The sequence below is a fragment of the Catenuloplanes atrovinosus genome, assembly GCF_031458235.1.
GTDB classification, from domain to species: domain Bacteria; phylum Actinomycetota; class Actinomycetes; order Mycobacteriales; family Micromonosporaceae; genus Catenuloplanes; species Catenuloplanes atrovinosus.
This window is the reverse complement of record NZ_JAVDYB010000001.1, coordinates 4,346,445-4,370,547: the sequence shown is the minus strand read 5'-3', so window position 1 is coordinate 4,370,547 and position 24,103 is coordinate 4,346,445. Positions and strand designations below refer to the sequence as shown.

Below are 24,103 nucleotides of genomic sequence, written 5' to 3'. Positions count from 1 at the left end.
TGCTCAGCGGACGGCTGACCAGCGCACGGGCTCACTGAAGACAGCGGCCGCCGGCCACTCCGGTTTGCCAGAATGGCGAGATGAGGGTCGATTCCCGAAACGCCGCCGATGCGTCGTCCGCGGTCGATGTGGACCCCCTTCGGTTCACTCTGCTGGGCGGCGTGCGCGGCCGCCGGGGCTCCGTCGAACTCGACATGGGGAGTCCGCAGCAACAGGCCCTGCTCACCGTCCTCCTGCTGCGGCCCGGCCAGGGGGCCAGCGCGGCCGTGCTGATGGAAGCGCTGTGGGGCGACGAACCGCCGGTCACCGCGACGAAGATCCTCCGCACGTACGCCTGGCGCTGGCGCAAGGTGCTGGAGGGCGACGCCACCGAGCCCCGGCTGCTGACGACCGTCGGTGACGGCTACCGCCTGGAGGCGCCCGAGGACGCCGTCGACGTGCGGCGCGCCGAGGCGCTGGCCCGCCGCGCCCGCCGGGCGGGCGACGCGAGGAGCGCCCGCGCGATGCTGGCCGAGGCGCTCGCCCTCTTCAACGGCGAGCCGCTGGCCGGGGTGCCCGGCCCGTTCGCGGAACGGCACCGTCGCAGGCTGAGCGAGTTCCACCTGGACCTGCTCGAGGCGCGTCTGGCGTTGGACATCGACCTCGGCCGCGCCTCCTGGTGCGTACCCGAACTGCGGACGCTCAGCGACGAGAACCCGCTGCGGGAGAGCCTCTCCGTGCTGTTGATCCGGGCGCTGCACGCCAGCGGCCGGCCGGGGGAGGCCGCCGCGGTGTTCCCGGCCGCCCGCCGCCGGATCGTGGACCGGCTGGGGCTGGAACCGAGCGCCGAACTCGCCGACGCTCACCGCCGGATCCTGGCCAGTGACGGGCCCGCCGCCCCGCCGGCCCGGAGCGAGGAGCAGCCGCGAAACGAGGAGCCGGCGCCGCGCCCGGCCCAGGTCCCGGCCACCACGGCGGACTTCACCGGCCGCGAGGCGGTGGCCCGCCTCGTCGCCGACGCGCTGAGCCGGCCCGACCGCGGCTCGTTGCCGGTCGTGGCCGTGGCCGGGATGGGCGGTCTCGGCAAGAGCACGCTGGTACGGCACGTCGCCCACCGGCTCGGCGCGCAGTACCCGGACGGTCAGTTGTACGCGGACCTGCGGGGCAGCGACGCCACGCCCGCATCGCCGCAGGACATCCTGGACAGCTTCCTCGACGCGCTCGGGGTCGAGTCCGCCCCGGACTGCATGGACAGCAGGTCGGCGCTGTTCCGCTCGGTGACGCACGACCGCCGGCTGCTCGTGGTGCTGGACGACGCGCACCGCCTGGCACAGATCACCCCGCTGCTCCCGGGCGCCGCCACCTGCGGCGTCCTGGTCACCTCCCGATCCCGGCTGGCCGGCCTGACCGGCGCCGTGCACGTCGACCTCGGGGCGTTCGACGAGACCGAGGCGATCGAGCTGCTGGGCCGGGTGATCGGCCACGACCGGGTCTCCGCCGAGCGCGGCACCGCACGGGAACTCGTGGTCGCCTGCGGACTGCTGCCGCTGGCGGTCCGCATCGTGGCGGCACGGCTGGCCGCCCGGCCGAGCTGGTCGATCGGCACGCTCCGCGACCGGCTCACCGGCGGGCGCGGGCTGGGCACGCTGCGAGCCGGTGACCTCGACGTGAGCGCGACCTTCCTGGCCGGCTGGCGGCAGCTCACCCCGGAGCAGCAGCGGGCACTGGTCCTGCTGGCCGCCACCGACCTGCCGGACGTGGCGCTGCCCCTCGCGGCGCGCATGCTGGACCGGCCGGAGCCGGACAGCGAAGACCTGCTGGAGGAACTGGTCGACCTGGCGTTGCTCCAGTCGGCCGCCGCCGGGCACTACCACCTGCATCCCGTCGTGCGGTCGTTCGCCCTCGCCCAGGACATCGCCGGAGCGGCCGGGGAGATCGCGGCCCCGCGGTCGACGCGTTCCAGCGGACCGTTCCCGGTGACCCGCTCGCCGTGACCCTGGCCACGGGCGGTGCTCTCGCGGATGCCGCACGCGCTCGGCGCGGACCGCGAATAGGGAGGCCGCGTGGATGCCGACGCGGTGGGAGGTTACCCGCCGCAGGCCTGGCGGAGCATCGTGAGGGCGGCGGCGGAGGATGAGCCGGCCTCGGCGGTGATCGTGATCAGGGACTGGTGGGGTTCCTGGGTGACGGTCAGCGTGTTCTGGGTGACGGTCAGGTCGCCGACCAGGGGGTGGGCCAGTTCGTACACGTCCGAGCCGCAGGGTGTGACGGTGTGTTCCGCCCACAGGCGGGCGAAGTCGGGGCTCTCGATCGCCAGTTCGCCGACCAGGGCGGCCAGGCCGGTGTCGCCGGGGTTGCGGGCCGTCATGGCGCGCAGGTTGCCGACGACGGCGCGGGCCTTGCGCTCCCAGTCGCGGTAGAGGCCGCGGGTGTGCGCGTCCAGGAAGACCATCCGGGACAGGTTGGGGCGGGTGTCCGGGTGGTCGGGGGCGGTGACGGGCAGGTGACCGGCGAACAGGGCGTGACCGGCGCGGTTCCAGGCGAGGACGTCGTTGCGGCGGCCCGTGACCAGCGCGGGTACGCCGGGCATGGCGGCCAGCAGGGCGTTCAGGCCGGCGGCGGCGTGTTCGGTGGGTGGTGGCGCCGGGTTGACCCGGTGACCGGCCAGGGACGACAGGACGTGCAGGTGTTCGCGTTCGGCGGCGGTCAGCCGCATGGCGCCCGCGATGGCGTCGAGGACCTCGCGGGAGGCGTGCAGCGACAGGCCCTGCTCCAGCCGGGCGTAGTAGCCGGCACTGACCCCGGCGAGCATGGCGAGCTCCTCACGGCGCAGGCCGGGCACCCGGCGGCGGTCGCCGTAGCGGGGCAGCCCGACGTCGCCGGGGCGCAGCCGTGCCCGCTTGGCCTGGAGGAACTCGCCGAGTGACGATCTGACGTCCATACCTTCGAGTATGCGTGCCCGGGACGTCCGCAGCATGTACCTGTCAGGGGTAGACAAAGCCGGGACTGGCTGCCCGTACCCCGTCCCGCGGACGATCTCCCTCGTCGCCTCGACACCATTCGCAGGGAGATCCATTGGAAACGATCGAGCTGGGTGACGTCTCCGTCACCCGGGTGTGGGAGTACTTCGGGCCGGTGGAGATGACGCCCGACGTCTTCTTCCCGGACACCTCCCGCCAGGTCTGGCGGGACAACGCGAGCTGGCTTCAGCCCCACTTCCACGACGCGGCCACGGACGGCGTCAACTCGGCGCTCCAGACCTGGCTGGTACGCAGCGAGGGCCGCACGATCCTGGTCGACACCGGCGTCGGAAACCACAAGGAGCGCCCGTACGCACAGGTCTGGAGCCGCCGCGAGACCGACTTCCTCGACAACCTCGCCCGGGCCGGCGTCGCCCCCGAGGACGTCGACCTGGTCGTCAACACCCACCTGCACATCGACCACGTCGGCTGGAACACCCGCCTGCGTGACCGGGAATGGGTCCCGACCTTCCCGAACGCGACGTACGTGATGCCGAAGGCCGACTTCGACTTCTGGAACCCGGCGAACAACCGTCCGACCGTGCTCGGCCGGGGCAACCAGAACGTCTTCGAGGACAGCGTCGCCCCCGTGCACCGGGCCGGTCAGACCCTGCTGTGGGAGGGCAGCCACCGCATCGACGGCAACCTGCTGCTGGAGCCGGCACCGGGGCACACGCCGGGCTCCTGCGTCCTGACGCTGACCTCCGGAACCGACCGGGCGCTGTTCGTCGGCGACCTGATGCACAGCCCGGTCCAGATCCTCGAACCGGACGTCAACAGCTGCTTCTGCGAGGACCCGCGGGAGGCCCGGGCCACCCGCCGCCGGCTGCTGGGCTGGGCCGCCGACAACGACGCCCTGGTCCTGCCGGCGCACTTCCCCGGCAACGGCGCCCTGGAGGTCACCCGGGACGCGGACCGGTTCGCGATCAAGGAATGGGCGGCCTTCCGGTGACCGAGGTGAGCACGACCAACGGCATCGTGCGCGGCCTGCGCCTGGACGGGCACGTCGCGTTCCTGGACATCCCCTACGCCGCGGCGCCGGTCGGCGCCGGCCGGTTCGCCGCCCCCGAACCGCACGCACCCTGGGACGGTGTCCGCGACGCCACGGTGCCGGGCCCGACCGCGCCGCAGGCCGAACGCAGGCTCGGCGACATCGACATGAGCGCCTACTTCGACGGCTGGCACCGGGGCGAGGACTACCTCACCGTCACCGTCCGTACGCCCGACCCGGCAGCCACCGGCCTGCCGGTCATGGTGTTCGTGCACGGCGGCGGCTTCGTCGCCGGGTCGAACCGGGCCGCCCTCTACGACGGCTCCTCGTTCGCCCGCGACGGCGTCGTCCTGGTCACCGTGAACTACCGGCTGGGCATCGCGGGCTTCCTCGACCTGCCCGGCGCGCCCGCCAACCGGGGCCTGCTCGACGTGATCGCCGCGCTGCGCTGGGTCCGGAGCGACATCGCGGCGTTCGGCGGCGACCCGGACAACGTCACGCTGTTCGGCCAGTCCGCCGGCGCCACCATCGTCGGCGGCGTCCTGGCCACGCCGGAGGCCGCCGGGCTGATGCGGCGCGCGATCGTCCAGAGCGGCAGCGGTCTCGGCGCGTTCACCCGCGAACAGGGCGCCCGCGTCACCGCGGCCGCCGCCGAGATCCTCGGTGTGCCCGCGCACGCGGACGCGTTCGCCGAGGTCGGTGACGAGCTCCTGGTCGAGGCCGCGGGACGGCTGGCCGGGCTCGATCTGCGTACCCGGACGGCGTTCGACCCGCTGGTCGGGCTCAGCCCGTTCAGCCTGGTGCTGGACGCCCAGCCGGCCGACGCGCTCGCCGCCGACGTGGACCTGCTCGCCGGCGTCAACGCGGAGGAGGGCAACCTCTACCTGATTCCGGTCGGCAGATATGCCACGTCGACCGCGGCCGACGTGGACGCGGTGGCGTCGGCCGCCCATCCCGATCCGGCGCGCCTGCTGGCCGCGTACCGAAGCCAGGACCCGGCCGTGACCGCCCCGCGGTTGCGCGCCGCGGTCCTCGGTGACGCGCTGTTCGGCGCCGGGACCTGGGCCCTGCTCGACGCTCATGCCCGGCGGGCGGACCGCGCGACCTTCGCGTACGAGTTCACCTGGCGCTCGCCCGCGCTCGGCGCCGCGCACGCGGTGGAGCTGCCGTTCGTCTTCGACAACCTCGACCATGCCGCCGTACGCGGGGAGAACCGGCTGCTCGGCGCGGGTGACCCGCCCGCCGACCTCGCCGCACGCGTGCATCACGCCTGGATCCGCTTCGCCCGCACCGGCGACCCCGGCTGGCCGCCGTACGACACCGTCCGCCGCACCACCATGCGCATCGGCGAGGTCTGGGAGCGGCTGGACGACCCGCGCGGGCCGCAACGGCGGGCCTGGTCCCGGGACCCGGACTCGCGGGCCGTGGTCACCACCACCGGTGCTCCGGTGCTGCCGGCGCCGCTGGCGCAGGGCGTCCGCAAGGGCCCGGTCCTGCAGGTGTCCGGGCAGCTTCCGCTCGACCCCACCACCGGTGCGATCAGCGGCCGGAGCGTGGCCGAGCAGACCGACCGTGCCCTGCGGAACGTGATCGCGGTGCTCGACGCGGGCGGGGCGAGCCTCGCCGACGTGGTCATGCTGCGTGTCTACCTCACCGATCCGGGCCACCTGCCGGAGATGAACACGGCGTACGCCGCGATCGTCGGCGAGCCGTATCCGGCGCGGACCACGATGTACATGCCGCTGCCGCCCGGCATGCTGGTGGAGGTCGACGCCCTGGCCGTGCTGGGCTGACCGCGGTGTTCCTGGCGTTGGTCGTGCTGTTCCTGCCGGTGTTCGACTTCTTCGCGCTCGGCGTCGCGGCGCCGGTGGTGCAGCACGACCTGACCGGCGGTAGCCGGGGCGCCGAGCTGGTGCCGGCGTCGTTCTCGTTCGGGTACGCCGCCGGTCTGCTGGCCGGCGGGGTGCTCGGCGACCGGTTCGGCGCCCGCCGCCTGATCGCCGCCGGGGCGTGCGGGTACCTCGCGGCGTGCGTGGTCTGCGCGAGCGCGCCGACCGCGGCCGTGCTGCTCGGCGGACGCCTGGTGCAGGGCGTGAGTGCCGCGGCGATGGTGGCGCAGGGATTCGTGCTGATCTGGCGGGGCGGGTCTCGGGCGTACCCGCTGATGGCGGCCACGCTGGGGGCGGCCGCCGCCTGCGGGCAACTGCTCGGCGGTCTGCCGGTCGGCTGGCGCTGGCTGTTCCTGGTGGAGATCGCTGTCGGCCTGCTGATCGTGTGCCGCCTGCCCGACGGTGGTCCGGTGGCCGGGAACCGGGTCGACGCGGCCGGCGTGGTGCTGGGCGTGCTGTTGCCGCTGTCGGTCCTGGGGCCGCTCGCGTGGCTGCGTCTGGCCGGTGGCACCGCGTGGGTGCTGGCGGCCGCGATCGCGGTGGTACCGCTGGGGTGGGGCTATCACCGGCGGCTGCGGGTGATGGCCGGTCGCCGTCGCCGATTGGTTTTCGCGGGGTGGCGGCCGTTGCTCGCGGCGGCCGGGACCGGTGGGGTCTACGCCGGTCAGGCGGTGCTGATCCTGGTGGTGTCGTTGCGTCCGGACCCGCCGGGTCTGTTCTTCTACGGTGTCAGCTTCGCTCTCGTCTCGCTGATGGGGCCGCGGCTGCCGAGCCGTTCCTGGGTCGCCGGGCCGGCCTTGGCCGGCGCCGGGTTGGCGCTGCTGTACGCGAGCGCGGACCCGCGGATACCGCTCGTCCTGTGCGGTGCGGCGATGGGGCTGACGCTGCCCGCGCTGACCGCGGCGGCCCTGGCCGGATCGGCTCCCGGCGCCGTGTCGCGGGCGGCCGGGACGCTGGCCACGATGCAGCAGTTCGCCGCGGCGGCCGCCCTCACCGCCGTCGGCTTGCTCCTGGACCACGGCCGGATCTGAGTCGGCCCCACGGGGCTCCTCCCGCACGGAATTAGCCCGTTTCGTTCGCTTTTGAGCGGGTAATCGTCGGGGCCCGCAAGCGTGGGCGGCCCGGCGGCAGAATCGGGATAGTCTCGTGCTGACGTTCGATGAGCGGTTGATCGGTGATCCGCGGCGGCTCGCGGCCGTGGACCGCGCACGGCGGGCGTTTCCCGCGCTGCCGATGCCGCTGGACGGCATCGCCGGGCTGGCCGCCCGGTTGCTCGACGCGCCGATGGGCGTGGTGGCGCTGGTCGCCGAGACCGACGAGTACCTCGCGGGCATCCACGGACTGCCGGCGGCGCTGACGGTGGAGCGGCGGACACCGATCGCGTGTTCGGTGAGCACGTTCGTCGTCAGTGCCGATCACCCGGTGCGATGCGACGACGCCCATGCCGCCGTGGACGGACCCCTGCGTGACCATCCTCTCGTGATGGATCACGGCATCCGGGCCTTCGTCGGGGTGCCGCTGCGTGACGGCGCCGATCAGCCGGTGGGTGCGCTGACCGTGCTGGACGTCGCGGCGCGTGAGTGGTCCGGCCGGCAGCTGGACGCGCTGGTGGAGATCGCGCATCTGCTGCATCCGGTCGCGGCCGCCGGCGAGTCCCGGTCCGCCGTTCCCGCGTCGCTGGACAGCGGCGCTCTGCTGGACGGAGTGCAGGAGGCGTTCCTGGCGATCGACGCGGACGGTGTGGTGGCCGGCTGGAACCCGGCGGCGCAGGCGCTGCTCGGATACACCGCGCAGGAGGTGTGCGGCCGGCATCTGGATGAGACCCTGCGGCCGGACCAACTCGGAGCCGAGGTGGCGCGGTTGTTCACCGCGCCGGCCGGGCGGCGGCTGTTCCGGCGGTTACAGGTCCGGCACCGGGACGGCCATCAGCTGCCCGTCCGCGCGGCGATGTCGGTGATCCGGGGCGCGGGCGGCGCGCTGGCTTGCGTGTTCCTGACCGACCTGTCCGGGCGGGCGGACCCGGAGCACGACGCTGACTGGCAGCTCAGCTTCCTGGCCGGGTTGCTCGACAGCCTCTCCGTGGGCGTGATCGCCTGTGACGCGCGGGGAAAGGTGGTGGTGGTCAACGCGGCGCTGCGGGAGGCACAACTGCTGCCGGCCACCGGGGACCTCGGGGACGCGCACACCGCGGCGGCACTGGCCATGCTGCACCATCCGGACGGCACGCCGATGACGCGGGAACAGGCTCCGCTGCACCGCGCCTTCCACGGCGAGGACGTGCACGACGTCGACGTGGTGGTCCGGGCTCCGGGGCGGCCGGACCGCACGTTCGCCTCCAACGCCCGGCCGATCGTCGGTGCCGACGGGCGCCGGTGGGGTGCGGTCGTCGCCGCTCACGAGGTCACCGAGATGCGCCGCGCCGAGCGTTTCCGGGCCTGCCACACCGACGTCTCGAAGGCGCTCGCCGCCGCGCAGACGATCTCCGACGCGGCGCCGGCCGTGCTGGAGGCGGTGGTCCGTACCCTGGGATGGCCGTACGCGGAACTGTGGATCCTGGATGAGGTCACCGACACGCTACGGCCGGCCGGCTCCTTCGACCGGGCCGGGCTGCGACTCGGCGAATTGCGGGACTACGTCGTGGTCAAGGGCGCGGGGATCACCGGGCGGACCTGGGCCACCGGTACACCGCTGTGGGTGCCCGACCTGACGAGAACCGGATACCTCGGCACGCCGCAGTCACAGGCGCGACGGGACGCGTGCATCCGGCAGGGGCTGCGCACGGTGGTGTCGGTGCCGGTGCGGGACGCGGGCACCGTGCTCGGCGTGCTCACCTGCTACGCCGGGACGCCGGAGTATCACGAGGACCTGCTCACCGTGCTCCTCGACGGGGTGGCCGCACAGATCGGCGCCTACCTGGCGCGGCGCCGGGCCGAGGAACTGGCCCGGCAGCTCAGCCACGCCAAGGAGGACTTCGTCACGCTGGTCGGTCATGAGCTGCGCACCCCGCTGACGTCCATCGTCGCCTACGCCGGCATCCTCGGAGAAGACCTCGCCGGCCTCGACGACGAGCATCGGCGGATGCTGGACACCATCGCCCGCAACGGCACCGACCTCAGCGACATGGTGGACACCCTCCTCGAACTCGCCGGGCTGGAAAGCGGCCACCTTCCCCTGACCGTCCGGCAGGTCGACCTCGCCGAGATCGTCGCCCGCGCGGTGGGCGCCGCCGGCCCCGAGGCCGAGCACGGCGGTCTGCGGCTGACCACCGACCTGCCCGCGCACCTGGCCGTGGACGGCGACGCCGCCCGGCTGCGTCAGGTCGTCGACGTCCTGCTGACCAACGCCATCCGGTACAGCGCACCGGGCGGCGGCGTGCACGTGCGCCTCGCACGCGGGCACGCCGCCGCGGAACTGCACGTCACGGACGGCGGAATCGGCGTCCCCGACGAGGACCGCCACCGGCTGTTCGACCGCTTCTACCGGGCCGGCAACGTGCGCCATCAGGGCAGGTCCGGCGCCGGTCTCGGGCTCAGCCTCGCCCGGACCATCGTGGACCTGCACGGCGGCGTCATCCGGGTCGACCCGGGAACGGCACCGGGCACCACCATGCACGTCCGGCTTCCGCTGCACACCGACGCGAGCGCACCGCACGGCCCCGACCCGATGCCGGCCGGAATGCGGCGCGGACCGGGGTATCCGCCGGTCCGATCCGCCGTCGGCGACGCACCCGACAACGAGGTGCCGTCGGCCTCGCCGGCGCGGGGCCCGCTCACCGAAGGGCTCATCACGCTGGCCGAGACCCCGGACGACGCACCCGGAATCGACGAACAGCTCGAGAACCTGGTCGCCCTCGCCGCCGCACAGGTCGGCGCCGTCGACTACGCCTCCGTCACCCGCCGTCGCGACGGCGCCTTCACCACGGTCGCGACCAGCAGCGAACTCGCCGCCGCGGTCGACCAGGCGCAGTACGCCGACGGGGAGGGACCGTGTCTGCAGCCCCTCGACGACGACACCCCCGTCACCGTGCCCCACATCGCGACGACGATGGCCTGGCCCGGCTTCCGTCAGAAGGCCGTCGATCTCGGCCTGGAGTGCTCGGTGTCGATCCCGCTCTTCGCCGGCAGCGGCACCGCGATCGCCACACTCAACCTCTACGGCCGCGACGGCGACGCCATGGCGCCCCTGATCAAGGGCGTCTGGACCATCTACGACCCGGGCCGGCTCGAGCCCGGCGAACTCGCGGTGCGGGTGCTGGACGCCGGCGGCGAGGAACTGCTGTCGGGACTCGCGGCGGCGCTGACCATCCGCGCCACCATCCAGCTCGCCCTCCAGGTGATCATGCACCGTGGCTCCTCCAGCGCCGAGAACGCCTACGTGTGCCTGCGGCTGCACGCGGCCGCCAGCGGCATCAGCCTGCGCATCGCCGCGGAACACGTCATCACCGGATCCGCCGCGCCGTAGGGCGCCGGCGCGTCCTCCCCGCGACCGTCCGGGTGCACCGCGCTCGCCGGCCGGGCGCCGGTCCCGCCTACGGCGGTGCGGACGGCGCGGTCAGCAACGTGTCGACGAGTTCCAGGAGTTGGGCCCTGGTGAACGGCTTGGCCAGCACGGCCGTGGCACCGGCGGCGAACGCCGCGGTGAACGGCGGGGTGATCTGCCCGCTGACGACGCCGACCGGAAGCGTGCTGGTCGCCGGGTCCTCGCGCAGAGCGCGGCAGATGTCCAGACCCCCGACGTGCGGCAGGCCGAGGTCGAGCAGGACGAGGTCGGGGCGGTGCTCACCGACCGCGTCGACGACGTCGGCGCCGTCGCCGACGACGGTGACGGTGTGCCCGGCACGTTCGAGGATCATGCGCAGGATCTGCTGGATCTCCGGCTCGTCCTCGGCCGCGATCACGTGCGCCATGTCAGGCCCGTGCGTGCGGGAGACGGCAGGTGGTCCGGCGGAACGTCGCGGGCCGGGTGAGGCCGCGGGGCGGGCGGGCCGCTCGTGCGGGCGTGTGGTCCGGCGTTGCCGCCCCGGTCGCTCATCAACGCCGTACCCCCGCACTGGGTCCTTCCGGCCCGTGATGAATATGGTAAACGGCCGGGTTGTCACGGTTCGCGTGAATCAACGTATTGGGTTGTCCGCTCCCGTCGGCGTCGGCGCATAGGCCCCGTGCGAGCGGACGAGCCGGACCGCGATGGTGGCGTGCGTCAGATGGCGGTGCGGCCTCCGCCGGCGGCGAGGACGGCGCCGGCGGAGGAGCGTCCACGATCGTCCGCGAGGCGTTCCGCCGATTCGTGGATGTGGTGGCCGGCGGGCGTCGCGACGCGCAGCGCTGCGGCGAGGTGGCCAGCGCGTCCGCCCCCGAGGCGCGGGCCCGGCTGCTGCTCGTGGGGCCCGAGGGCACGGCCCTGCTCGCCCGTGCCGGCACCGACCGGCCGCCGCCGCGATCGACGTGGCGATCGAAGGCCCGCGCCCCTCACGCCGGAAAATCGGTCGTGCGCCGGATTATCGGAGACCGTCCACATCGGCCGATTGGAAATCCTGAGTGGAGACTCGGTCGCGTTACGCTGGCCGGAGACCCCCGGAGTACCAGGTCTTCGTGGCCACCGTCGACGACCCGACGGCATCGGCGAGGAGGAACGCGTGGGAACAGCCGCCGCACCGGGTGACCGTCGCGCCGATCGGATCCGGCGCGGTTCCGCTGGATGCCCGGGAGGCGGCAACGCGCGCCGGGGCACGATCGACCGACGGGAGGCCGACCATGACATGCCGCATCGCCGACGGTGGAAGCACCGCGGGCACGGAGACGCCGTCATCCCTGCTGCACCGGATCCGATCGGGCATCATCGGTGAGGGTGAGTTGCTGGACGGTCCGTACGGTCCGCGCCGGATCACCTACGCCGACTACACCGCCTCCGGCCGGTCGCTGGATTTCATCGAGGACTTCATCCGCACGCACGTGCTGACCCGGTACGCCAACACCCACACCGAGTCGTCCGGCACCGGGCTGCACACCGGCCGCCTCCGCGAGCAGGCGCGGGCCGTCATCGCGGACGCGGTGGGCGCCGGGGACGAGCACGCGGTGATCTTCTGCGGCTCGGGCGCCACGGCGGCGATCAACAGGCTGGTCGCCATCCTGGGACTGCGCCTGCCGGACACACTGGACCGGCGGTACCGGCTGGCCGAGCGCATCCCGCCCGAGCGCCGGCCCGTCGTCTTCGTCGGCCCCTACGAGCATCACTCCAACGAGTTGCCGTGGCGCGAGAGCATCGCCGACGTGGTGACCATCGGTTGCGACACCGACGGCCACGTCGACCTCGCCGACCTCGCCCGGCAACTGGAACGGTACGCCGACCGTCCACTGCGCATCGGCAGCTTCTCCGCCGCCTCGAACGTCACCGGCGTGCTCACCGACACCACGGCGGTCGCCGCGCTCCTGCACCGCCACGGCGCGCTGTCGCTGTGGGACTACGCGGCGGCGGGCCCGTACGTGCCGATCCGCATGACCGAGACCTCGCCGGGGGCCGGGGACGGCAAGGACGCGGTGTTCCTGTCACCGCACAAGTTCGTCGGCGGTCCGCAGACGCCCGGGGTGCTCGTGGTGCGCCGCGACCTGATCGCCGCCCGGGCGCCCAGCAGCCCCGGAGGCGGCACGGTGTCGTACGTCGGACCGGCCGGCCACCGTTATCTGGACGACCCGGTCGCCCGGGAGGAAGGCGGTACCCCGGCGATCGTGGAATCCGTCCGCGCCGGGCTGGTGTTCCGGCTCAAACAGGCGGTCGGCACCAACCTGATCGTCGCCCGCGAACGCCGCCTGTGGCAGCGCGTCATGAGCCGATGGGCGTCGGACGGCCGTATCGAGGTGCTCGGCAATCCCGCCGTGGACCGGCTGTCGATCATCTCGTTCCGGCTGCGCCACGGCGACGGCTGGCTGCACCACAACCTGGTGACCGCCCTGCTCAACGACCTGTTCGGCATCCAGGCCCGGGGTGGGTGCTCGTGCGCCGGCCCCTACGGTCACCGCCTGCTGGGCATCGACGAGGCCGTCTCGCGGGCGTACGCCGCGCAGATCGCTCGCGGCTACGAGGGCATCAAGCCGGGCTGGATCCGGATCAACGTCAACTACTTCATCTCCGACACCGTCGCCGACTACCTCGCCGAGGCGGTCGCGATCCTCGTCGACGGCGCGCGCCGGCTGCTGGAGGACTACCGGTTCGACCCGCGCACCGGCCTGTGGCGACATCGGGGCACCACGCCACCGGACCTTCCCGGGATGTCCCTCGGCGCGGACGGCATGGTGACGTTCCCACCGCCGCGACCGGTCGTCGGGGAAGAGGCGCTGGCCGGATACCTCGACGACGCCCGCCGGATCATCGCCCGGCATGCCGACCCCGGCATCGCACTCGGCCCGTCGGCGCTGCCCGCCGACGTCGAGAAGCTGCGCTGGTTTCCCCTGCCGGCGACCGGGTGAGCCGGCGTTGCCGCTACCGGGGCGCGTGAGCGGTCAGAAAATCCGCGGCGACGCGCTGGTGGTCGGTGGCGTGCGGGCTCAGCCAGAAGCCGAGGTGGTCCTCGCCCGGCATCCAGTGGTGCCGCGCGCCGGGGATCAGGGCGGCGGCGTTCTGGCCATCGTGGAACGGGACGTCGCCGTCCGCGCTGCCGTGCATGACGAGCGTGGGAGTCGTCATCCCGCGCAGCGGAAGCGCCAGGCTCGCCCGCTGAAGGGCGTCATTCCGGGTACCCGGCATCCTCTTCTCGTACGGGAAGGTGGTCTCGACCATTGCCGTGAAGAATTCTCTGGCGCCGGGGTCGTTGACGATGTGATCCTGCCGCCGGGCCTTCTCGTCCGCAGTGAAGAGGCTGGTGGCGTCGAGCGTGCCGGTCACGATCGTGTCGAGCGAGACCGCGCCGGTGAGATATGCGATCTTCTGGACGACCTTGTCGACGAAGAAGCGCCGAACGGGGTTGGACGGGGCCCAGTCCGGATTCGCCGTGCTGACGCCCGCGACCGCGACGACCGCCCAGACCCGGTCCGGGTGGCGCGCGGCGAAGGTGTACGCGACGGGCGCGCCCGCCGAGGCGGTGAAGACCCCGACCCGGGCGATGCGCAGGGTGTCCAGCAGCGCGGCGAGCAGATCGGCCTGCTCCTCGACGGTGCGGCCGCTGCTCAACGGCGTCCCGGGATAGCCGGGCCGCGACGGGCTGAGCACGCGGAAGCCCTCCCGGCGGAGAAACCGGGCGAACAGCCGCCCCTGGTCGGCGCCGCCAAGACCGGCGTGGACGGAAAGGACCACCGGACCGTCCGTACCGTCGAGGTCATAGGCTATCGGCCCGCGCGCCGTTTCCGCCCGGCCGAACTCGGGAACCGAGCCGGGCTCCCAGAGAATCAGCGCCGTGGCCAACAGCAGCACCACCACCACCGCCGCGATTCCGATCGGTTTCCGCATTGCTCGCTTCCGCATACGGTCAGACGGTATTGCGGGAAACGGCGGCGCAGAATAAGGCAAATCTATGCGACCTTGCGGAGGCGCGTGATGGGACGGGTGAGCAAGCTGCTGGTGTGCCCCTACGGCGGCTCGGGCGTGGGCGGCAAATGGATGTTCTGGAGCATGTTCCACCTGCTCGACGGCCCGAAGCGGTTGTCCGACCTGCAACGGCGCATCCCGGGCGCGGGCCGGCAGCTGCTCGTCGCTCAGCTGCGCGCGCTGGAGCGGGCGGGCGTGGTCCGGCGCGTGGTCTTCCCTGAGCGCCGAATCCGCGTGGAGTACTCGTTGACGCCGGCGGGACGGCAGCAGGAGCCCATCCTGCGTCACCTGCACGCCTGGGGCGAGTGGTTCGGCGCCCGCGCCGACACGGACTGGCTGGTCAGTCTGGGCGGCCGGTGGAAGGTGTGGGTGGTACACACGCTGACCGGCGGCCCACGGCGGTTCACCGAGATCCGGCGGCTCCTGGCGCCGATCGGCAACCCGTCGCTGGCACGGGAGCTGCGCGAGCTGGCGGACCTGGGCCTGATCGAGCGGCTGCCGACCGGCGGATACGCCCTGACCGAGGTGGGCGTCGCATCACAACCGATGTTCGAGCAGCTGTACGCGTGGGGCAGGCGGGTCGCGCCGGACTTCCCCTGGCCGCTGACCATGACCCCGGTGCCGATCACGGCTACGTCCGCGGAACGTGATGCGGTAGGCGCTGGGCGAGACGCCCAGGTGGGCCTGGAAGTGCAGCCGCATCGACCCGGCGGTGCCGAACCCGGTGGCGGCGGCGACGTCGTCGACGGGCAGGTCGCTGCGCTCCAGCAGGGCGCAGGCGCGCTCCACCCGCCGCTGGAGCAGCCAGTGTCCGGGTGAGGTGCCCATCTCGTCGCGGAAGCGGCGGGTGAACGTCCGGATGCTGGTCGCCTCCTGAGCGGCGAGTTCCCGCAGGGTGACGGGCCGGTGCAGGTTCTCCAGCGCCCATGCGCGCGCCCGGCGGGTCGAGGAGACGCGCGGCTCGGGTATCGGCCGGTTGAGGTACTGCGCCTGGCCGCCGTCGCGGTGCGGCGGGACGATGGTGCCGCGGGCCACCTCGTTGGCGACCGCGGCGCCGTGATCGCTGCGGATCATGTGCAGGCACAGGTCGATGCCCGCCGCCGCGCCGGCCGAGGTGAACACGCCGTCGTCCTCGGTGTAGAGGACCCCGAGGTCGAACGTGACGTCCGGGAAACGCGCGCGGGCCCGCGCGGAGGAGCGCCAATGCGTGGTCGCCCGCCGGCCGTTCAGCAACCCGGCCGCGGCCAGCACGAACGAGCCGGCGCAGATGGAGGCGATCCGGGTGCCGGGCCGGATGCGGGCCAGCGCCGCGGCGAGCGCCGGTTCCAGGGGCCCGTCCGGCGGCTCGTAGTCGGCGTCGGACGCGGGGATGACGACGGTGCCGGCCTCGGCGAGCGCCTCCGGGCCGTGGCTGACGAAGATCGCGAAATCCGAGTCGGTACGGACGGCGCCCGGCTCGAGCGCGCACGTCACCACCTCGTACAGCGCGGCGCCGGCGGCCGAGCGGGCCTGGCCGAACAGCCGGTGGACGATGCTGAGCTCGAAGGGCAGCACCCCGTGGCGGGCCAGGACGGCCACCCGGTGCACCTCTTCGCCGGCGGCAACAACCATGGCCCGATGTTCGCACATGTTGGCCATCAGGCCAGTCGTGGCGGCGATCCACAGGCACGACGATCGAAGCCATGGACGTTCTCTGGATTCAGGCCCACCCCGAGCCCCGCTCCCTCAACGGTTTCCTGGCCGCGGCGGGCCGGCGCGCACTGCGTACCGATGGCCATCGGGTCGAGGTGTCGGACCTCTACGCCATGCGCTGGAACCCGGTCGTCGACGCCGCCGACTACGGCCACGACCCGGCCGGGCGCTTCCAGGTCGCCCACGCCGCCGGCCGTGCCCACACCCGCGGCACGGTCAGCGAGGACATCCGCGCCGAGCAGCGGAAGATCGACCGGGCGGACACCATCGTCGTGCAGTTCCCGATGTGGTGGTTCGGGATGCCGGCCATCCTCAAGGGCTGGTTCGACCGGGTCTGGCACAAGGGCTACGCGTACGGTCATCGCGGCCCGCGGGGCGAATGGATCGGCTACGGGGACGGTTTCCTGGCGGGCAAGCGCGCACTGGCCGTGGTGACGATGGGCGGGCCGCCGTGGTTCTACGGCGAGCGCGGGATTCACGGCGCCGTCGACGACCTGCTGTTCCCGTTGCAGCACGGCCTGCTGTTCTACGCGGGCGCGACCGTGCTTCCGCCGGTGCTGGTCCACGGCACCGACCGGTTCACCGCCGCCAACGCCGAGACCGCGGCCGAGGAGCTGCGCGAGCGCCTGCGCACGATGCCGGTGACGGAGCCGCTCCCGTACCGCACGCAGACCGGCGGCGACTACGACGAGCGCTTCGTGCTGCGCCCGGAGATCGCGCCGGGCGTGACCGGGCTGCGCGCGCACCTGCGCGAGCGCGACAAGGAAAGTGCCGGAGGGCGGCGCGGGACGGCCGGCGTGTAGCACCGGGTGGTCGCATCGTTCCTGGCCCCGGGCGAGCCGCCGCTGACCGCGCTGACCACGACCGGCCGAGATCGCGACAACCATGAAGACCCGCACGGTACGCGAGCGCGCCGTGCTCCGGATGCCCGATGTGCCCGGCGCGGCGGCCGACACGGTCCAGCGCCTGGAGGCCGCGCTGGCCGAGCAGCGCCGGTGGACCGGCGCGGAGCTGCGTGTGCTCGCCGCCCACCGCTGCTGTTCGCCGATCGGCCGCCACCTGCTGTGGGTCACCGCGGACGGGACCGCGTTCCGGATCGCGGAGGACCGCACGCTCGCGGACGCCGGCGACGCCCCCGCGCCGCTCGACGACGACGCCGAGGTGCGCCTGGCCCACCCCGCGCTCGGCATCGACGCCGCGCCGTCGCCGGATCTCGTGAGAAGGCTGGCGCCGCCGCCCTGCCGTCCATACCAGCATGGTGATGGGGCGGCGAGAGGCTCGCCGGCGGTGCCGGGTCACGGATTCGCCGGGGTGTGGCGGGGCCAGGTCCAGGCGACCCGGGTGATGACCAGCAGGAGTGAGATCTGGATCAGGATGCCGATGATGTAGTACGCCCAGGTCTCGCCGATGAGCGAGGCTCCCGCGGTCGCCACGTAGAACAGGCTCACGGCGATGTTGGTGATTCGGTTGATGCGGGCCGGTGCGAGCAGCGAGACGGTGACCATCAGCGCCGCGGCCGCGATGTAGAGCGTGGTGAGCACGAGGAAGACCTGGTCGATCGTGAGGCCGGCGACCCTTCCGGCGAGTACGCCGTTGATCAGGTCCGCGCGGTAGAAGCCGAAGATGTCGACGTAGGCGAAGACGAGCAGCGTGGTGACCCACAAGCCGCAGAGCACGACCTTGACGTCGATCCTGCTGTCCTGGAGCTGGCCGTTCATGAGGTGCTCTCCTCGTGGTAGGGGCGGGCCGTCCCAGTCTCGGCCGTACCGGCGCGGGGCGCCCGGGCCCTCCGGACGGCGTTGTCCTGGCTCATCGGCCAGGTCGGAGACTGGTCGCGCGGCCGGTGGATCGCGTGCCCGCGATCGGTACCGTGGCACTCGTGCCGAACGCCACAACCTCGCCGTACACCCGGGGAGACTGGGGCTTCGCCGCGCTGGTGCTGGCCGCGCTCGTGCTCGATGTGGCCTTCCGGGAGCTGGTGTGGCCGCCGGTGGCGGTCCTCTTCGGCTGCGGGCTGGCGCTGGCGGCGCTCGTCCGGCGTACCCATCCGCTGGGGGCGGTGGTGTTCGCCTTCGGCGGGTTCGCGGTGCTCGAACTCGTCGCGTTCGCCGTGGGCAGCGAGCCGGTGGAGCTGTCCGGCGGGTGGGTCGTGCTCCTGCTGGCGTACTCGCTGGGGCGGTGGGGCGTCGGCCACGATGTGGCCGTCGGGGTCGCGGTGCTGATCGCGGGAGTGGCCGTGATCGTGAGCGTGGATTTCCCCGGGATCGCCGAGGCCGTCGCCGGGGTCGCGCTGGTGCTGATGGTGGTCGCCCTCGGTGCGTCGGTGCGGTACCGGAACGCCGCCCGCGCGCAGCTCATCGTGCAGGCCAAGCTCCAGGAACGCGAGCAGCTCGCCCGGGAGCTGCACGACACCGTCGCCCACCATGTGTCGGCGATCGCGATACAGGCGCAGGCGGGCCTCTTCCTGGCGCGGTCGTCGTCGCTGAGCGGGGCCACCGACGCCCTGGAGATCATCGACCGTGAGGCGGCCAGGACCCTCGCGGAGATGCGCACGATGGTCAGCGCGCTGCGTGACCGCGAGCGGGAGCCGGCCGAGGCGGTGCGGCGCCGGATCGCCGATCTCGCGGACCTCGCCGCCGGCGGCACCGACGCGCTGCGGATCGACGTGGCACTCCGCGGTGACCTGGCGAACCTGCCGCCGGCCGTCGAGGGCGCGCTCTACCGCGTGACGCAGGAGTCGATAACCAACGCGCAGCGCCACGCCCGGCTGGCCACCCGGGTCGAGGTCGACGTGATCGGCAGCGCCACCGACGTCCGGCTGACCGTCACCGACGACGGCGCACGGGTCGTGCCCGCCGCCGTCCGGTCCGGCTTCGGGCTGATCGGCATGACCGAACGGGTCGCGCTCCTCGGCGGTACGCTCTCCGCCGGGCCGAATCCGGATCGTGGCTGGAGCGTCCGGGCCGTTCTTCCCCGCCGGGGCGCCGAGGCATGAGCATCCGCGTCGTGATCGCCGACGACCAGGACATCGTCCGCGCCGGGCTGTCGACGATCCTCGACGGACAGCCGGGCATCGAGGTCGTCGGCCAGGCCGCCGACGGGCGCGCGGCCGTCGCGCTCGCCCGCCGCCTGCGGCCGGACGTGTGCCTGTTCGACATCCGGATGCCGGTCCTGGATGGCATCGAGGCCACCCGGCTGCTCGCCGGACCGGACGTCGCCGATCCGCTCGCCGTCGTCGTGATCACCACGTTCGACACGGACGAGCACATCTACGGCGCCCTCCGGGCCGGCGCCCGCGGCTTCCTGCTCAAGGGCGCCGACCCGGATCAACTGGTGCGGGCGATCCGCGCCGCCGTGCACGGCGACGCGCTCATCGACCCGGCCGTCACCGGCCGGCTGCTGGCCACGTTCGCCGCCACCGACCCCGCCGTCCCGCCCGCGCAACCCGTCGTGCCGCTGACCGACCGGGAGGAGGACGTCCTGAGCCGCGTCGCCCGAGGCGCGACGAACGCCGAGATCGCGCGCGATCTGCACATCAGCATGAGCACGGTCAAATTCCACCTGGCCGGCCTGATGACCAAGCTGGCCACCCGAAACCGCGTCGAACTCGCCATCTGGGCCTACCGCACCCACCGCATCACCTGACCCACCACGCTATCCGCGGCCGGCCGTCCGCAGTCACGGCGTACCCATGGCTGGTGATGACCGTCGGCAAGGTGACAACGGCCGTCGGCGAACCTGCCTACTGTGGACTGGCCGATCGAGGGGAGTCGTTATGCGGGCGAGCTTGTGGGTGGCCGGTGCGACGGCGGTCCTGCTGGTGGTGGCGCCGGGGGTCGCGGTCGCCGCGCCGGGTGTTCCTGAGCTGATCAGCGTGGTGGACGGGGGTGGTGGCGCGGCCGGGAGCAGCGTGGAGCCGTCGATCAGCGCTGACGGGCGGTTCGTCGCGTTCGAGTCGGCCGCGGGCGATCTGGTCCCGGGGGACACCAACGGGGTGCGGGACGTGTTCCTCCGCGATCGCGTGCTCGGCACGACGGTGCTGGTCAGCGCAGCCTGGGACGGCAGCGACAATCCGGACGGGGCGAGCAGCCCGGCGATCAGCGGCGACGGGCGGTTCGTGGCGTTCGACTCGTACGCGGAGAATCTGGTGCCCGGCGACGTCAACGGCGAGGCGGACGTCTTCGTCTACGACCGGCTCACCGGTACGACCGTGCTGGCCAGCCTGACCAGCGGCGGCGCGCAGGCGAACCGGAACAGCTACACGCCGTCGCTGAGCGCGGACGGCCGCTACGTGGCCTTCTCCACCCACGCGTCCAACCTGCTCACCAGCCACCGCAACGGCACCCGCCTGCCGGACGTGGTCGTGCGCGACCTGCTGCTCGGCACCACCACCCAGGTCAGCCTGGACCCGAACGGGCTCGGCGGCACCGGCACCCACCTCAATCCGCAGGTCAGCGCGGACGGCCGGTACATCACGTTCATCTCGTCCTCGCGTGACCTGGTCGGCGACGCCACGTACGGGTACGGCGTCTTCATCCGCGACATGTCGTCCGGGATCACCACGCGTGCGGCGCGGACCTCGACCGGCAGCCCGGCGGTGGGCATCTTCGAGTACACGATCTCCCCGGACACCCGCTACCTCACGTTCGAGACGGACGCGTCCGGCGTGGTGCCCGGCGACGTCAACGGCGTGCCCGACGTCTTCTTCCGGGACCTGCGGACCGGTGTCACGGAGCTGATCAGCGTCGCGGACGACGGCACGCAGGGCGACGCGGAGAGCCGCGATCCGTCGGTCGGTCTCAGCGGCAGGTGCGTCGTCTGGGCGTCCGGCGCCACCACGCTCGTCCCCGGCGACACCAACGCCAGCTACGACATCTTCGTCCGGGACCGCGTCGCCGGCACCACCACGCGGCTGACCGGCAACGGTTACGGTGGCTACGGATACAGCCCGCGGCTCACGCCGGACGGTGCCACGGTCGTCTTCGAGACCGCCGCCGCGCTGACCGCCGACGACACGAACGGCGACTACGACGTCTACGCCATGGATCCGGGCTGCCGGTAGGGTTTACGACAGCACACTCGCGTCGTCCAGCTCCTGATCGGACCGTGTCGGATGCGCCCGGTGCTCGCGGCCGTACCGGCCGGGGGACACGCCGTACTGCCGTTTGAACGCCGCGGCGAACGCGAACTCCGACGAGTAACCGACCCTGCGCGCGATCGTGGCCAGCGCGGCGTCGTCGCGGCTGAGCAGCCGAGCCGCCGTGTTCAGCCGCCACCAGGTCAGGTACGCCAGCGGTGCCTGGCCCATGGTGGCGGTGAACCGGCGTGCGAACGCGGTCCGGGACAGCCCGGTCAGCGCGCCGAGCTGCTGCACGGTCCACGGCCGCGCCGGGTCCCGATGCATGTGGTGCAGGGCGGTGGCCACGGCGTGATCGGCCAGCGCCGCCGACCAGCCCTCGGTGGCGCCGTTGCCGGTCTGCTCGTCCAGCCAGGCCCGCAACACGTAGATCAGCAACAGGTCCAGCAGTGCCGGCAGGGCGGCGTCGGCGCCGGGCCGGGACGCGGTGAGGTCGGCGCCGAGCAGGTCGACGGCGGCCCGCAGCGCCGGGTGCCGGCCGAGCTGCGCGGGCAGGTGGATCACCTCCGGCAGCTGGCGCAGGAACGGGTGCGTGTTGCCGTGGTCCAGCCGGTAGGCGCCGCACAGCAACAGGGCGTCACCGGCGTCCGGGTCGCCGTCACCGAGGTCGGGGCCGTCGGGGAGCTGCGGTGCGAGCCGGTCGAGGGCCCGCGTGGGTGTGTCGCTGAGCCCGTGCACGGCGCCGTGCGGCAGGAACACGACGTCACCGGCGGTGAGGCGGGCCGGCTCGCCCGTGGGCGGCAGCAGCCAGCAGGACCCGGCGAGCACGACGTGGAAACCGGCTCCCGGGTACGGCCCGAAGCGGTTGCCCCACCGCCCCAGGTGCCGGGTGCGGGCGAACTTGGCACGCCCGGTCCGCATCGACGCTATGACGTCACTGAGCACATCCACGCGTCCAGGATAGCGGGACGATCGCGTATGTTTGCTCGCGTCTGACGCATGGGAACGCCCGCCGGGGCGGCTTAGCGTGGAGATCACCGGACGATACGGCAAGGAGAGAAGGACATGACCGCGTACGTCGTCATCGATCTCGACGTGGACAACCCCGAGGGCTTCCAGGAATATCTCGACGGCGTCGTCCCGCTGATGGAGCGGGCCGGTGGCCGCAACGTGCTGACCGAGCCCGACACCCTCGTGCTGGAGGGCGACTGGCGGCCGTCCACCTTGGTGATCCACGAGTTCCCGGACCGGGCCGCCGTCCAGCGTTTCTGGGACTCGCCGGAGTACCAGCCGCTGAAGGACATCCGCCGCCGGCACTCACGGGTACGGGTGGTCGTCGGCGAGAACGACTGACCGGTGTCGCTCGCTGGTGCCGGCACCGGACGTTGCTGAGTTCCGGCACCAGCGAGACCCCCTGATGTGGATGATCGCGAGTCTGGGCTGTCCTATTAGATGGGGGTGCGACCTGTCGAGTGCCAGAATGGCGTGGTGGATCTGAAGGTCTGGGTCGACGACTGGCAGATGCAGTGCTGCGGCGCGCCGTTTTCCGTAGGCGACGAGGTGTCGTGGACGTTACGAGAACCGGACACCGCCTGGCTGGAAGCGGTGCTCGACAAGGACGTGGCCGGCGGCATCGGCGGAGCAGAGGAACATCATGGAGGCGTGAGCGAGGACGCTGTGCCCACCGTGGGGACCGTTGTCGCGATCCATGCCGTGCATTGCCGCTATGCCCCGCTATCCGACGAAGCGGGGACTCGGCTTGTTCCGGTGGCCGGATCCGGTGTTGTCGACACCGTTCGGTCGGCGGACGGCTGGATACCCGACCGCGGTGACCTCAGGTTCGCCGGATACGTGGTGCAGTTGACGGGTGGACAGGGCGCCCGATAAACCTAACGGCCTCGGGAAGCACCCGCATCGCCCGCCGATGCGCGGGTCGCGGCATGAGCGGATGTGCGATCAAGCGCGGCCAGCACGACCGTTCCTCACGGATGCGAGCCGAACGGCCGACCCGAACAATCCACGACTGTGGATAAACTGCCAGCGCTGGGCGATCGCCTGAAGGCGTCGATCGAAGTCCGACCACCACGACGTCGAAAGGTGGCACCGTCGTGCGTTTTCGTCGGCACGCAGGTCGACGGCGACGCCGGTGTCATCGCGTGGCCGCCTGATGCTTCGGTGCCGAACCTGATGAACCTCAGCCGTCGAGACCAGATAGGAGGGGTGTGATGCGCCGGATCGCGACCACCCTCATGCTGTCCCTCTCCCTCGTCCTCACCCTTGCACCGGCCGCTACCGCCGTCCCCGACGCCGACCTCACGGTCAGCGGCCAGTGGGCCCTGCTCAGCGACGATCCCGCCACGGTGGCCCTGGTCGGAAAGTACACCTGCGGCCCGTATCCGGGCGGCGTCCCGGACCGCGGCGTCATCGACCTGAGCGTCGACCAGCGCGTCAACGGCGCGATCCGCCGCGGCACCGGATACCTCACCCCCACCGTGTGCGACGGTACCCCGCAATGGTTCGCGGCCGGCGTGACCACCGTCGACGGCAGCGCCTTCCGCCGGGCGACGGCGACGTGGAGTGCCTCCGGCTACGTCGAGGGACCCGGCGGCCTCCAGCACGGCGCCGTACCGCCGACCACGATCCAGATCCGCTGAGGACAGCGAGACCAGCTCAGACTGTTGGCTCGTGGGCAAGGCAGGCGAGCAGCGCCAGCAGATCCAAGGCGGCATGTGCCATCCGGCCGTGCGGGTCGTAGGAGGCCAGTGATGCCGAGGCGACCGGGAGCCGGACGGCGAACTGCCGTACCACCGGCTGTACCTCGTCGGCCGTCACCCGTGCGGGGCGGCGCAGCTGTTCGCCGGCGCTATCGAGGGATCGTGCACGTCGAGATCCACGTGAACGTGCATCACGTCGACGCGAGGAACTCGCGCGGTCGCGGCAA

Annotated in this window: 21 protein-coding genes and 1 pseudogene; 16 read left to right on the top strand and 6 right to left on the bottom strand. The window is 72.7% G+C overall.

Translation table 11 applies throughout. The features are described from left to right. The first annotated feature begins 80 nt into the window (after window positions 1-80). Window positions 81-1,973, top strand: coding sequence for an AfsR/SARP family transcriptional regulator (locus J2S41_RS19590; protein WP_310369344.1), 1,893 nt, complete (start codon window positions 81-83; stop codon window positions 1,971-1,973). A 92-nt stretch (window positions 1,974-2,065) separates the two neighbouring features. Here the strand turns inward: J2S41_RS19590 and J2S41_RS19585 are convergent, their stop codons facing one another. Next, on the bottom strand, window positions 2,066-2,920 hold the full coding sequence (locus tag J2S41_RS19585; RefSeq protein ID WP_310369343.1) for a helix-turn-helix domain-containing protein: 855 nt from the start codon (window positions 2,918-2,920) through the stop codon (window positions 2,066-2,068). A 134-nt stretch (window positions 2,921-3,054) separates the two neighbouring features. Here J2S41_RS19585 and J2S41_RS19580 point away from each other — a divergent pair, with 134 nt between their 5' ends. The 4 genes from J2S41_RS19580 (at window position 3,055) to J2S41_RS19565 (ending at window position 10,340) form a co-directional block, all read left to right on the top strand. Further along, window positions 3,055-3,951 (top strand): MBL fold metallo-hydrolase, encoded by an 897-nt coding sequence (locus tag J2S41_RS19580; protein WP_310369342.1) that lies wholly within the window; start codon window positions 3,055-3,057, stop codon window positions 3,949-3,951. 5 nt (window positions 3,952-3,956) lie between these two features. After that, entirely contained in the window at window positions 3,957-5,783 is a 1,827-nt protein-coding gene (locus J2S41_RS19575) for a carboxylesterase family protein (protein ID WP_310369341.1), read from the top strand. Between the two features lie 5 nt (window positions 5,784-5,788). Further along, entirely contained in the window at window positions 5,789-6,910 is a 1,122-nt protein-coding gene (locus J2S41_RS19570; RefSeq protein WP_310369340.1) for an MFS transporter, read from the top strand. A 115-nt stretch (window positions 6,911-7,025) separates the two neighbouring features. Beyond that, complete coding sequence (locus tag J2S41_RS19565) at window positions 7,026-10,340, top strand: GAF domain-containing protein (protein WP_310369339.1); 3,315 nt, start codon at window positions 7,026-7,028, stop codon at window positions 10,338-10,340. A gap of 67 nt (window positions 10,341-10,407) precedes the next feature. Here the strand turns inward: J2S41_RS19565 and J2S41_RS19560 are convergent, their stop codons facing one another. Beyond that, on the bottom strand, window positions 10,408-10,785 hold the full coding sequence (locus tag J2S41_RS19560) for a response regulator (protein ID WP_310369338.1): 378 nt from the start codon (window positions 10,783-10,785) through the stop codon (window positions 10,408-10,410). A gap of 844 nt (window positions 10,786-11,629) precedes the next feature. On the opposite strand from J2S41_RS19560, the gene J2S41_RS19555 reads away from it, so the two are divergent. Beyond that, window positions 11,630-13,339 carry an aminotransferase class V-fold PLP-dependent enzyme gene (locus J2S41_RS19555; RefSeq protein WP_310369337.1) on the top strand — a complete coding sequence of 570 codons (1,710 nt, stop codon included), beginning with the start codon at window positions 11,630-11,632 and terminating at the stop codon, window positions 13,337-13,339. A 13-nt stretch (window positions 13,340-13,352) separates the two neighbouring features. Here the strand turns inward: J2S41_RS19555 and J2S41_RS19550 are convergent, their stop codons facing one another. Next, entirely contained in the window at window positions 13,353-14,288 is a 936-nt protein-coding gene (locus tag J2S41_RS19550; protein ID WP_310369336.1) for an alpha/beta fold hydrolase, read from the bottom strand. A 114-nt stretch (window positions 14,289-14,402) separates the two neighbouring features. On the opposite strand from J2S41_RS19550, the pseudogene J2S41_RS39850 reads away from it, so the two are divergent. Then, window positions 14,403-14,915, top strand: a pseudogene (locus tag J2S41_RS39850) (winged helix-turn-helix transcriptional regulator); the annotation flags it as partial. A gap of 15 nt (window positions 14,916-14,930) precedes the next feature. Here J2S41_RS39850 and J2S41_RS19545 read toward each other — a convergent pair. After that, window positions 14,931-16,004, bottom strand: coding sequence for a GlxA family transcriptional regulator (locus J2S41_RS19545; protein ID WP_310369335.1), 1,074 nt, complete (start codon window positions 16,002-16,004; stop codon window positions 14,931-14,933). A 71-nt stretch (window positions 16,005-16,075) separates the two neighbouring features. Between J2S41_RS19545 and J2S41_RS19540 the strand changes: the two genes are divergently transcribed. Together J2S41_RS19540 and J2S41_RS19535 are read left to right on the top strand one after the other, a co-directional pair. Next, on the top strand, window positions 16,076-16,888 hold the full coding sequence (locus J2S41_RS19540) for an NAD(P)H-dependent oxidoreductase (protein WP_310369334.1): 813 nt from the start codon (window positions 16,076-16,078) through the stop codon (window positions 16,886-16,888). Between the two features lie 82 nt (window positions 16,889-16,970). Continuing rightward, on the top strand, window positions 16,971-17,474 hold the full coding sequence (locus tag J2S41_RS19535) for a DUF4132 domain-containing protein (RefSeq protein WP_310369333.1): 504 nt from the start codon (window positions 16,971-16,973) through the stop codon (window positions 17,472-17,474). Here J2S41_RS19535 and J2S41_RS19530 read toward each other — a convergent pair. Further along, complete coding sequence (locus J2S41_RS19530; RefSeq protein ID WP_310369332.1) at window positions 17,381-17,803, bottom strand: DUF6326 family protein; 423 nt, start codon at window positions 17,801-17,803, stop codon at window positions 17,381-17,383. The two genes, J2S41_RS19535 and J2S41_RS19530, sit on opposite strands and share 94 nt — an antisense overlap. A 161-nt stretch (window positions 17,804-17,964) precedes the next feature. Between J2S41_RS19530 and J2S41_RS19525 the strand changes: the two genes are divergently transcribed. From J2S41_RS19525 to J2S41_RS19515, 3 genes are all read left to right on the top strand, one after another. Then, entirely contained in the window at window positions 17,965-19,080 is a 1,116-nt protein-coding gene (locus J2S41_RS19525; protein WP_310369331.1) for a sensor histidine kinase, read from the top strand. Then, window positions 19,077-19,730: a response regulator gene (locus J2S41_RS19520; protein ID WP_310369330.1), complete on the top strand. Its 654-nt coding sequence runs from the start codon at window positions 19,077-19,079 to the stop codon at window positions 19,728-19,730. The genes J2S41_RS19525 and J2S41_RS19520 overlap by 4 nt, the downstream gene beginning before the upstream one ends. Window positions 19,731-19,860: 130 nt before the next feature. Next, a complete protein-coding gene (locus J2S41_RS19515) occupies window positions 19,861-21,147 on the top strand; it encodes a TolB family protein (protein WP_310369329.1) in 1,287 nt (428 codons plus the stop codon). 3 nt (window positions 21,148-21,150) lie between these two features. Here the strand turns inward: J2S41_RS19515 and J2S41_RS19510 are convergent, their stop codons facing one another. Then, a complete protein-coding gene (locus J2S41_RS19510) occupies window positions 21,151-22,113 on the bottom strand; it encodes an AraC family transcriptional regulator (protein WP_310369328.1) in 963 nt (320 codons plus the stop codon). A gap of 114 nt (window positions 22,114-22,227) precedes the next feature. Between J2S41_RS19510 and J2S41_RS19505 the strand changes: the two genes are divergently transcribed. From J2S41_RS19505 to J2S41_RS19490, 4 genes are all read left to right on the top strand, one after another. Further along, entirely contained in the window at window positions 22,228-22,515 is a 288-nt protein-coding gene (locus J2S41_RS19505) for a DUF1330 domain-containing protein (RefSeq protein ID WP_310369327.1), read from the top strand. Between the two features lie 135 nt (window positions 22,516-22,650). Next, window positions 22,651-23,049, top strand: coding sequence for a DUF6578 domain-containing protein (locus J2S41_RS19500; protein ID WP_310369326.1), 399 nt, complete (start codon window positions 22,651-22,653; stop codon window positions 23,047-23,049). Window positions 23,050-23,187: 138 nt separating this feature from the next. Continuing rightward, window positions 23,188-23,388, top strand: a complete 201-nt coding sequence (locus J2S41_RS19495; protein ID WP_310369325.1) for a hypothetical protein — start codon at window positions 23,188-23,190, stop codon at window positions 23,386-23,388. Continuing rightward, window positions 23,388-23,816: a hypothetical protein gene (locus J2S41_RS19490; protein ID WP_310369324.1), complete on the top strand. Its 429-nt coding sequence runs from the start codon at window positions 23,388-23,390 to the stop codon at window positions 23,814-23,816. Before J2S41_RS19495 ends, J2S41_RS19490 begins: the two co-directional genes overlap by 1 nt. Window positions 23,817-24,103: the final 287 nt, after the last annotated feature.

Coding starts and splice junctions, on each gene's coding strand:
- J2S41_RS19585 (WP_310369343.1), bottom strand. CDS start 2,920: ATGGACGTCAGATCGTCACTCGGCGAGTTCCTCCAGGCCAAGCGGGCA.
- J2S41_RS19540 (WP_310369334.1), top strand. CDS start 16,076: ATGGACGTTCTCTGGATTCAGGCCCACCCCGAGCCCCGCTCCCTCAAC.
- J2S41_RS19545 (WP_310369335.1), bottom strand. CDS start 16,004: ATGGTTGTTGCCGCCGGCGAAGAGGTGCACCGGGTGGCCGTCCTGGCC.
- J2S41_RS19555 (WP_310369337.1), top strand. CDS start 11,630: ATGACATGCCGCATCGCCGACGGTGGAAGCACCGCGGGCACGGAGACG.
- J2S41_RS19535 (WP_310369333.1), top strand. CDS start 16,971: ATGAAGACCCGCACGGTACGCGAGCGCGCCGTGCTCCGGATGCCCGAT.
- J2S41_RS19515 (WP_310369329.1), top strand. CDS start 19,861: ATGCGGGCGAGCTTGTGGGTGGCCGGTGCGACGGCGGTCCTGCTGGTG.
- J2S41_RS19590 (WP_310369344.1), top strand. CDS start 81: ATGAGGGTCGATTCCCGAAACGCCGCCGATGCGTCGTCCGCGGTCGAT.
- J2S41_RS19490 (WP_310369324.1), top strand. CDS start 23,388: ATGCGCCGGATCGCGACCACCCTCATGCTGTCCCTCTCCCTCGTCCTC.
- J2S41_RS19520 (WP_310369330.1), top strand. CDS start 19,077: ATGAGCATCCGCGTCGTGATCGCCGACGACCAGGACATCGTCCGCGCC.
- J2S41_RS19530 (WP_310369332.1), bottom strand. CDS start 17,803: ATGAACGGCCAGCTCCAGGACAGCAGGATCGACGTCAAGGTCGTGCTC.
- J2S41_RS19560 (WP_310369338.1), bottom strand. CDS start 10,785: ATGGCGCACGTGATCGCGGCCGAGGACGAGCCGGAGATCCAGCAGATC.
- J2S41_RS19505 (WP_310369327.1), top strand. CDS start 22,228: ATGACCGCGTACGTCGTCATCGATCTCGACGTGGACAACCCCGAGGGC.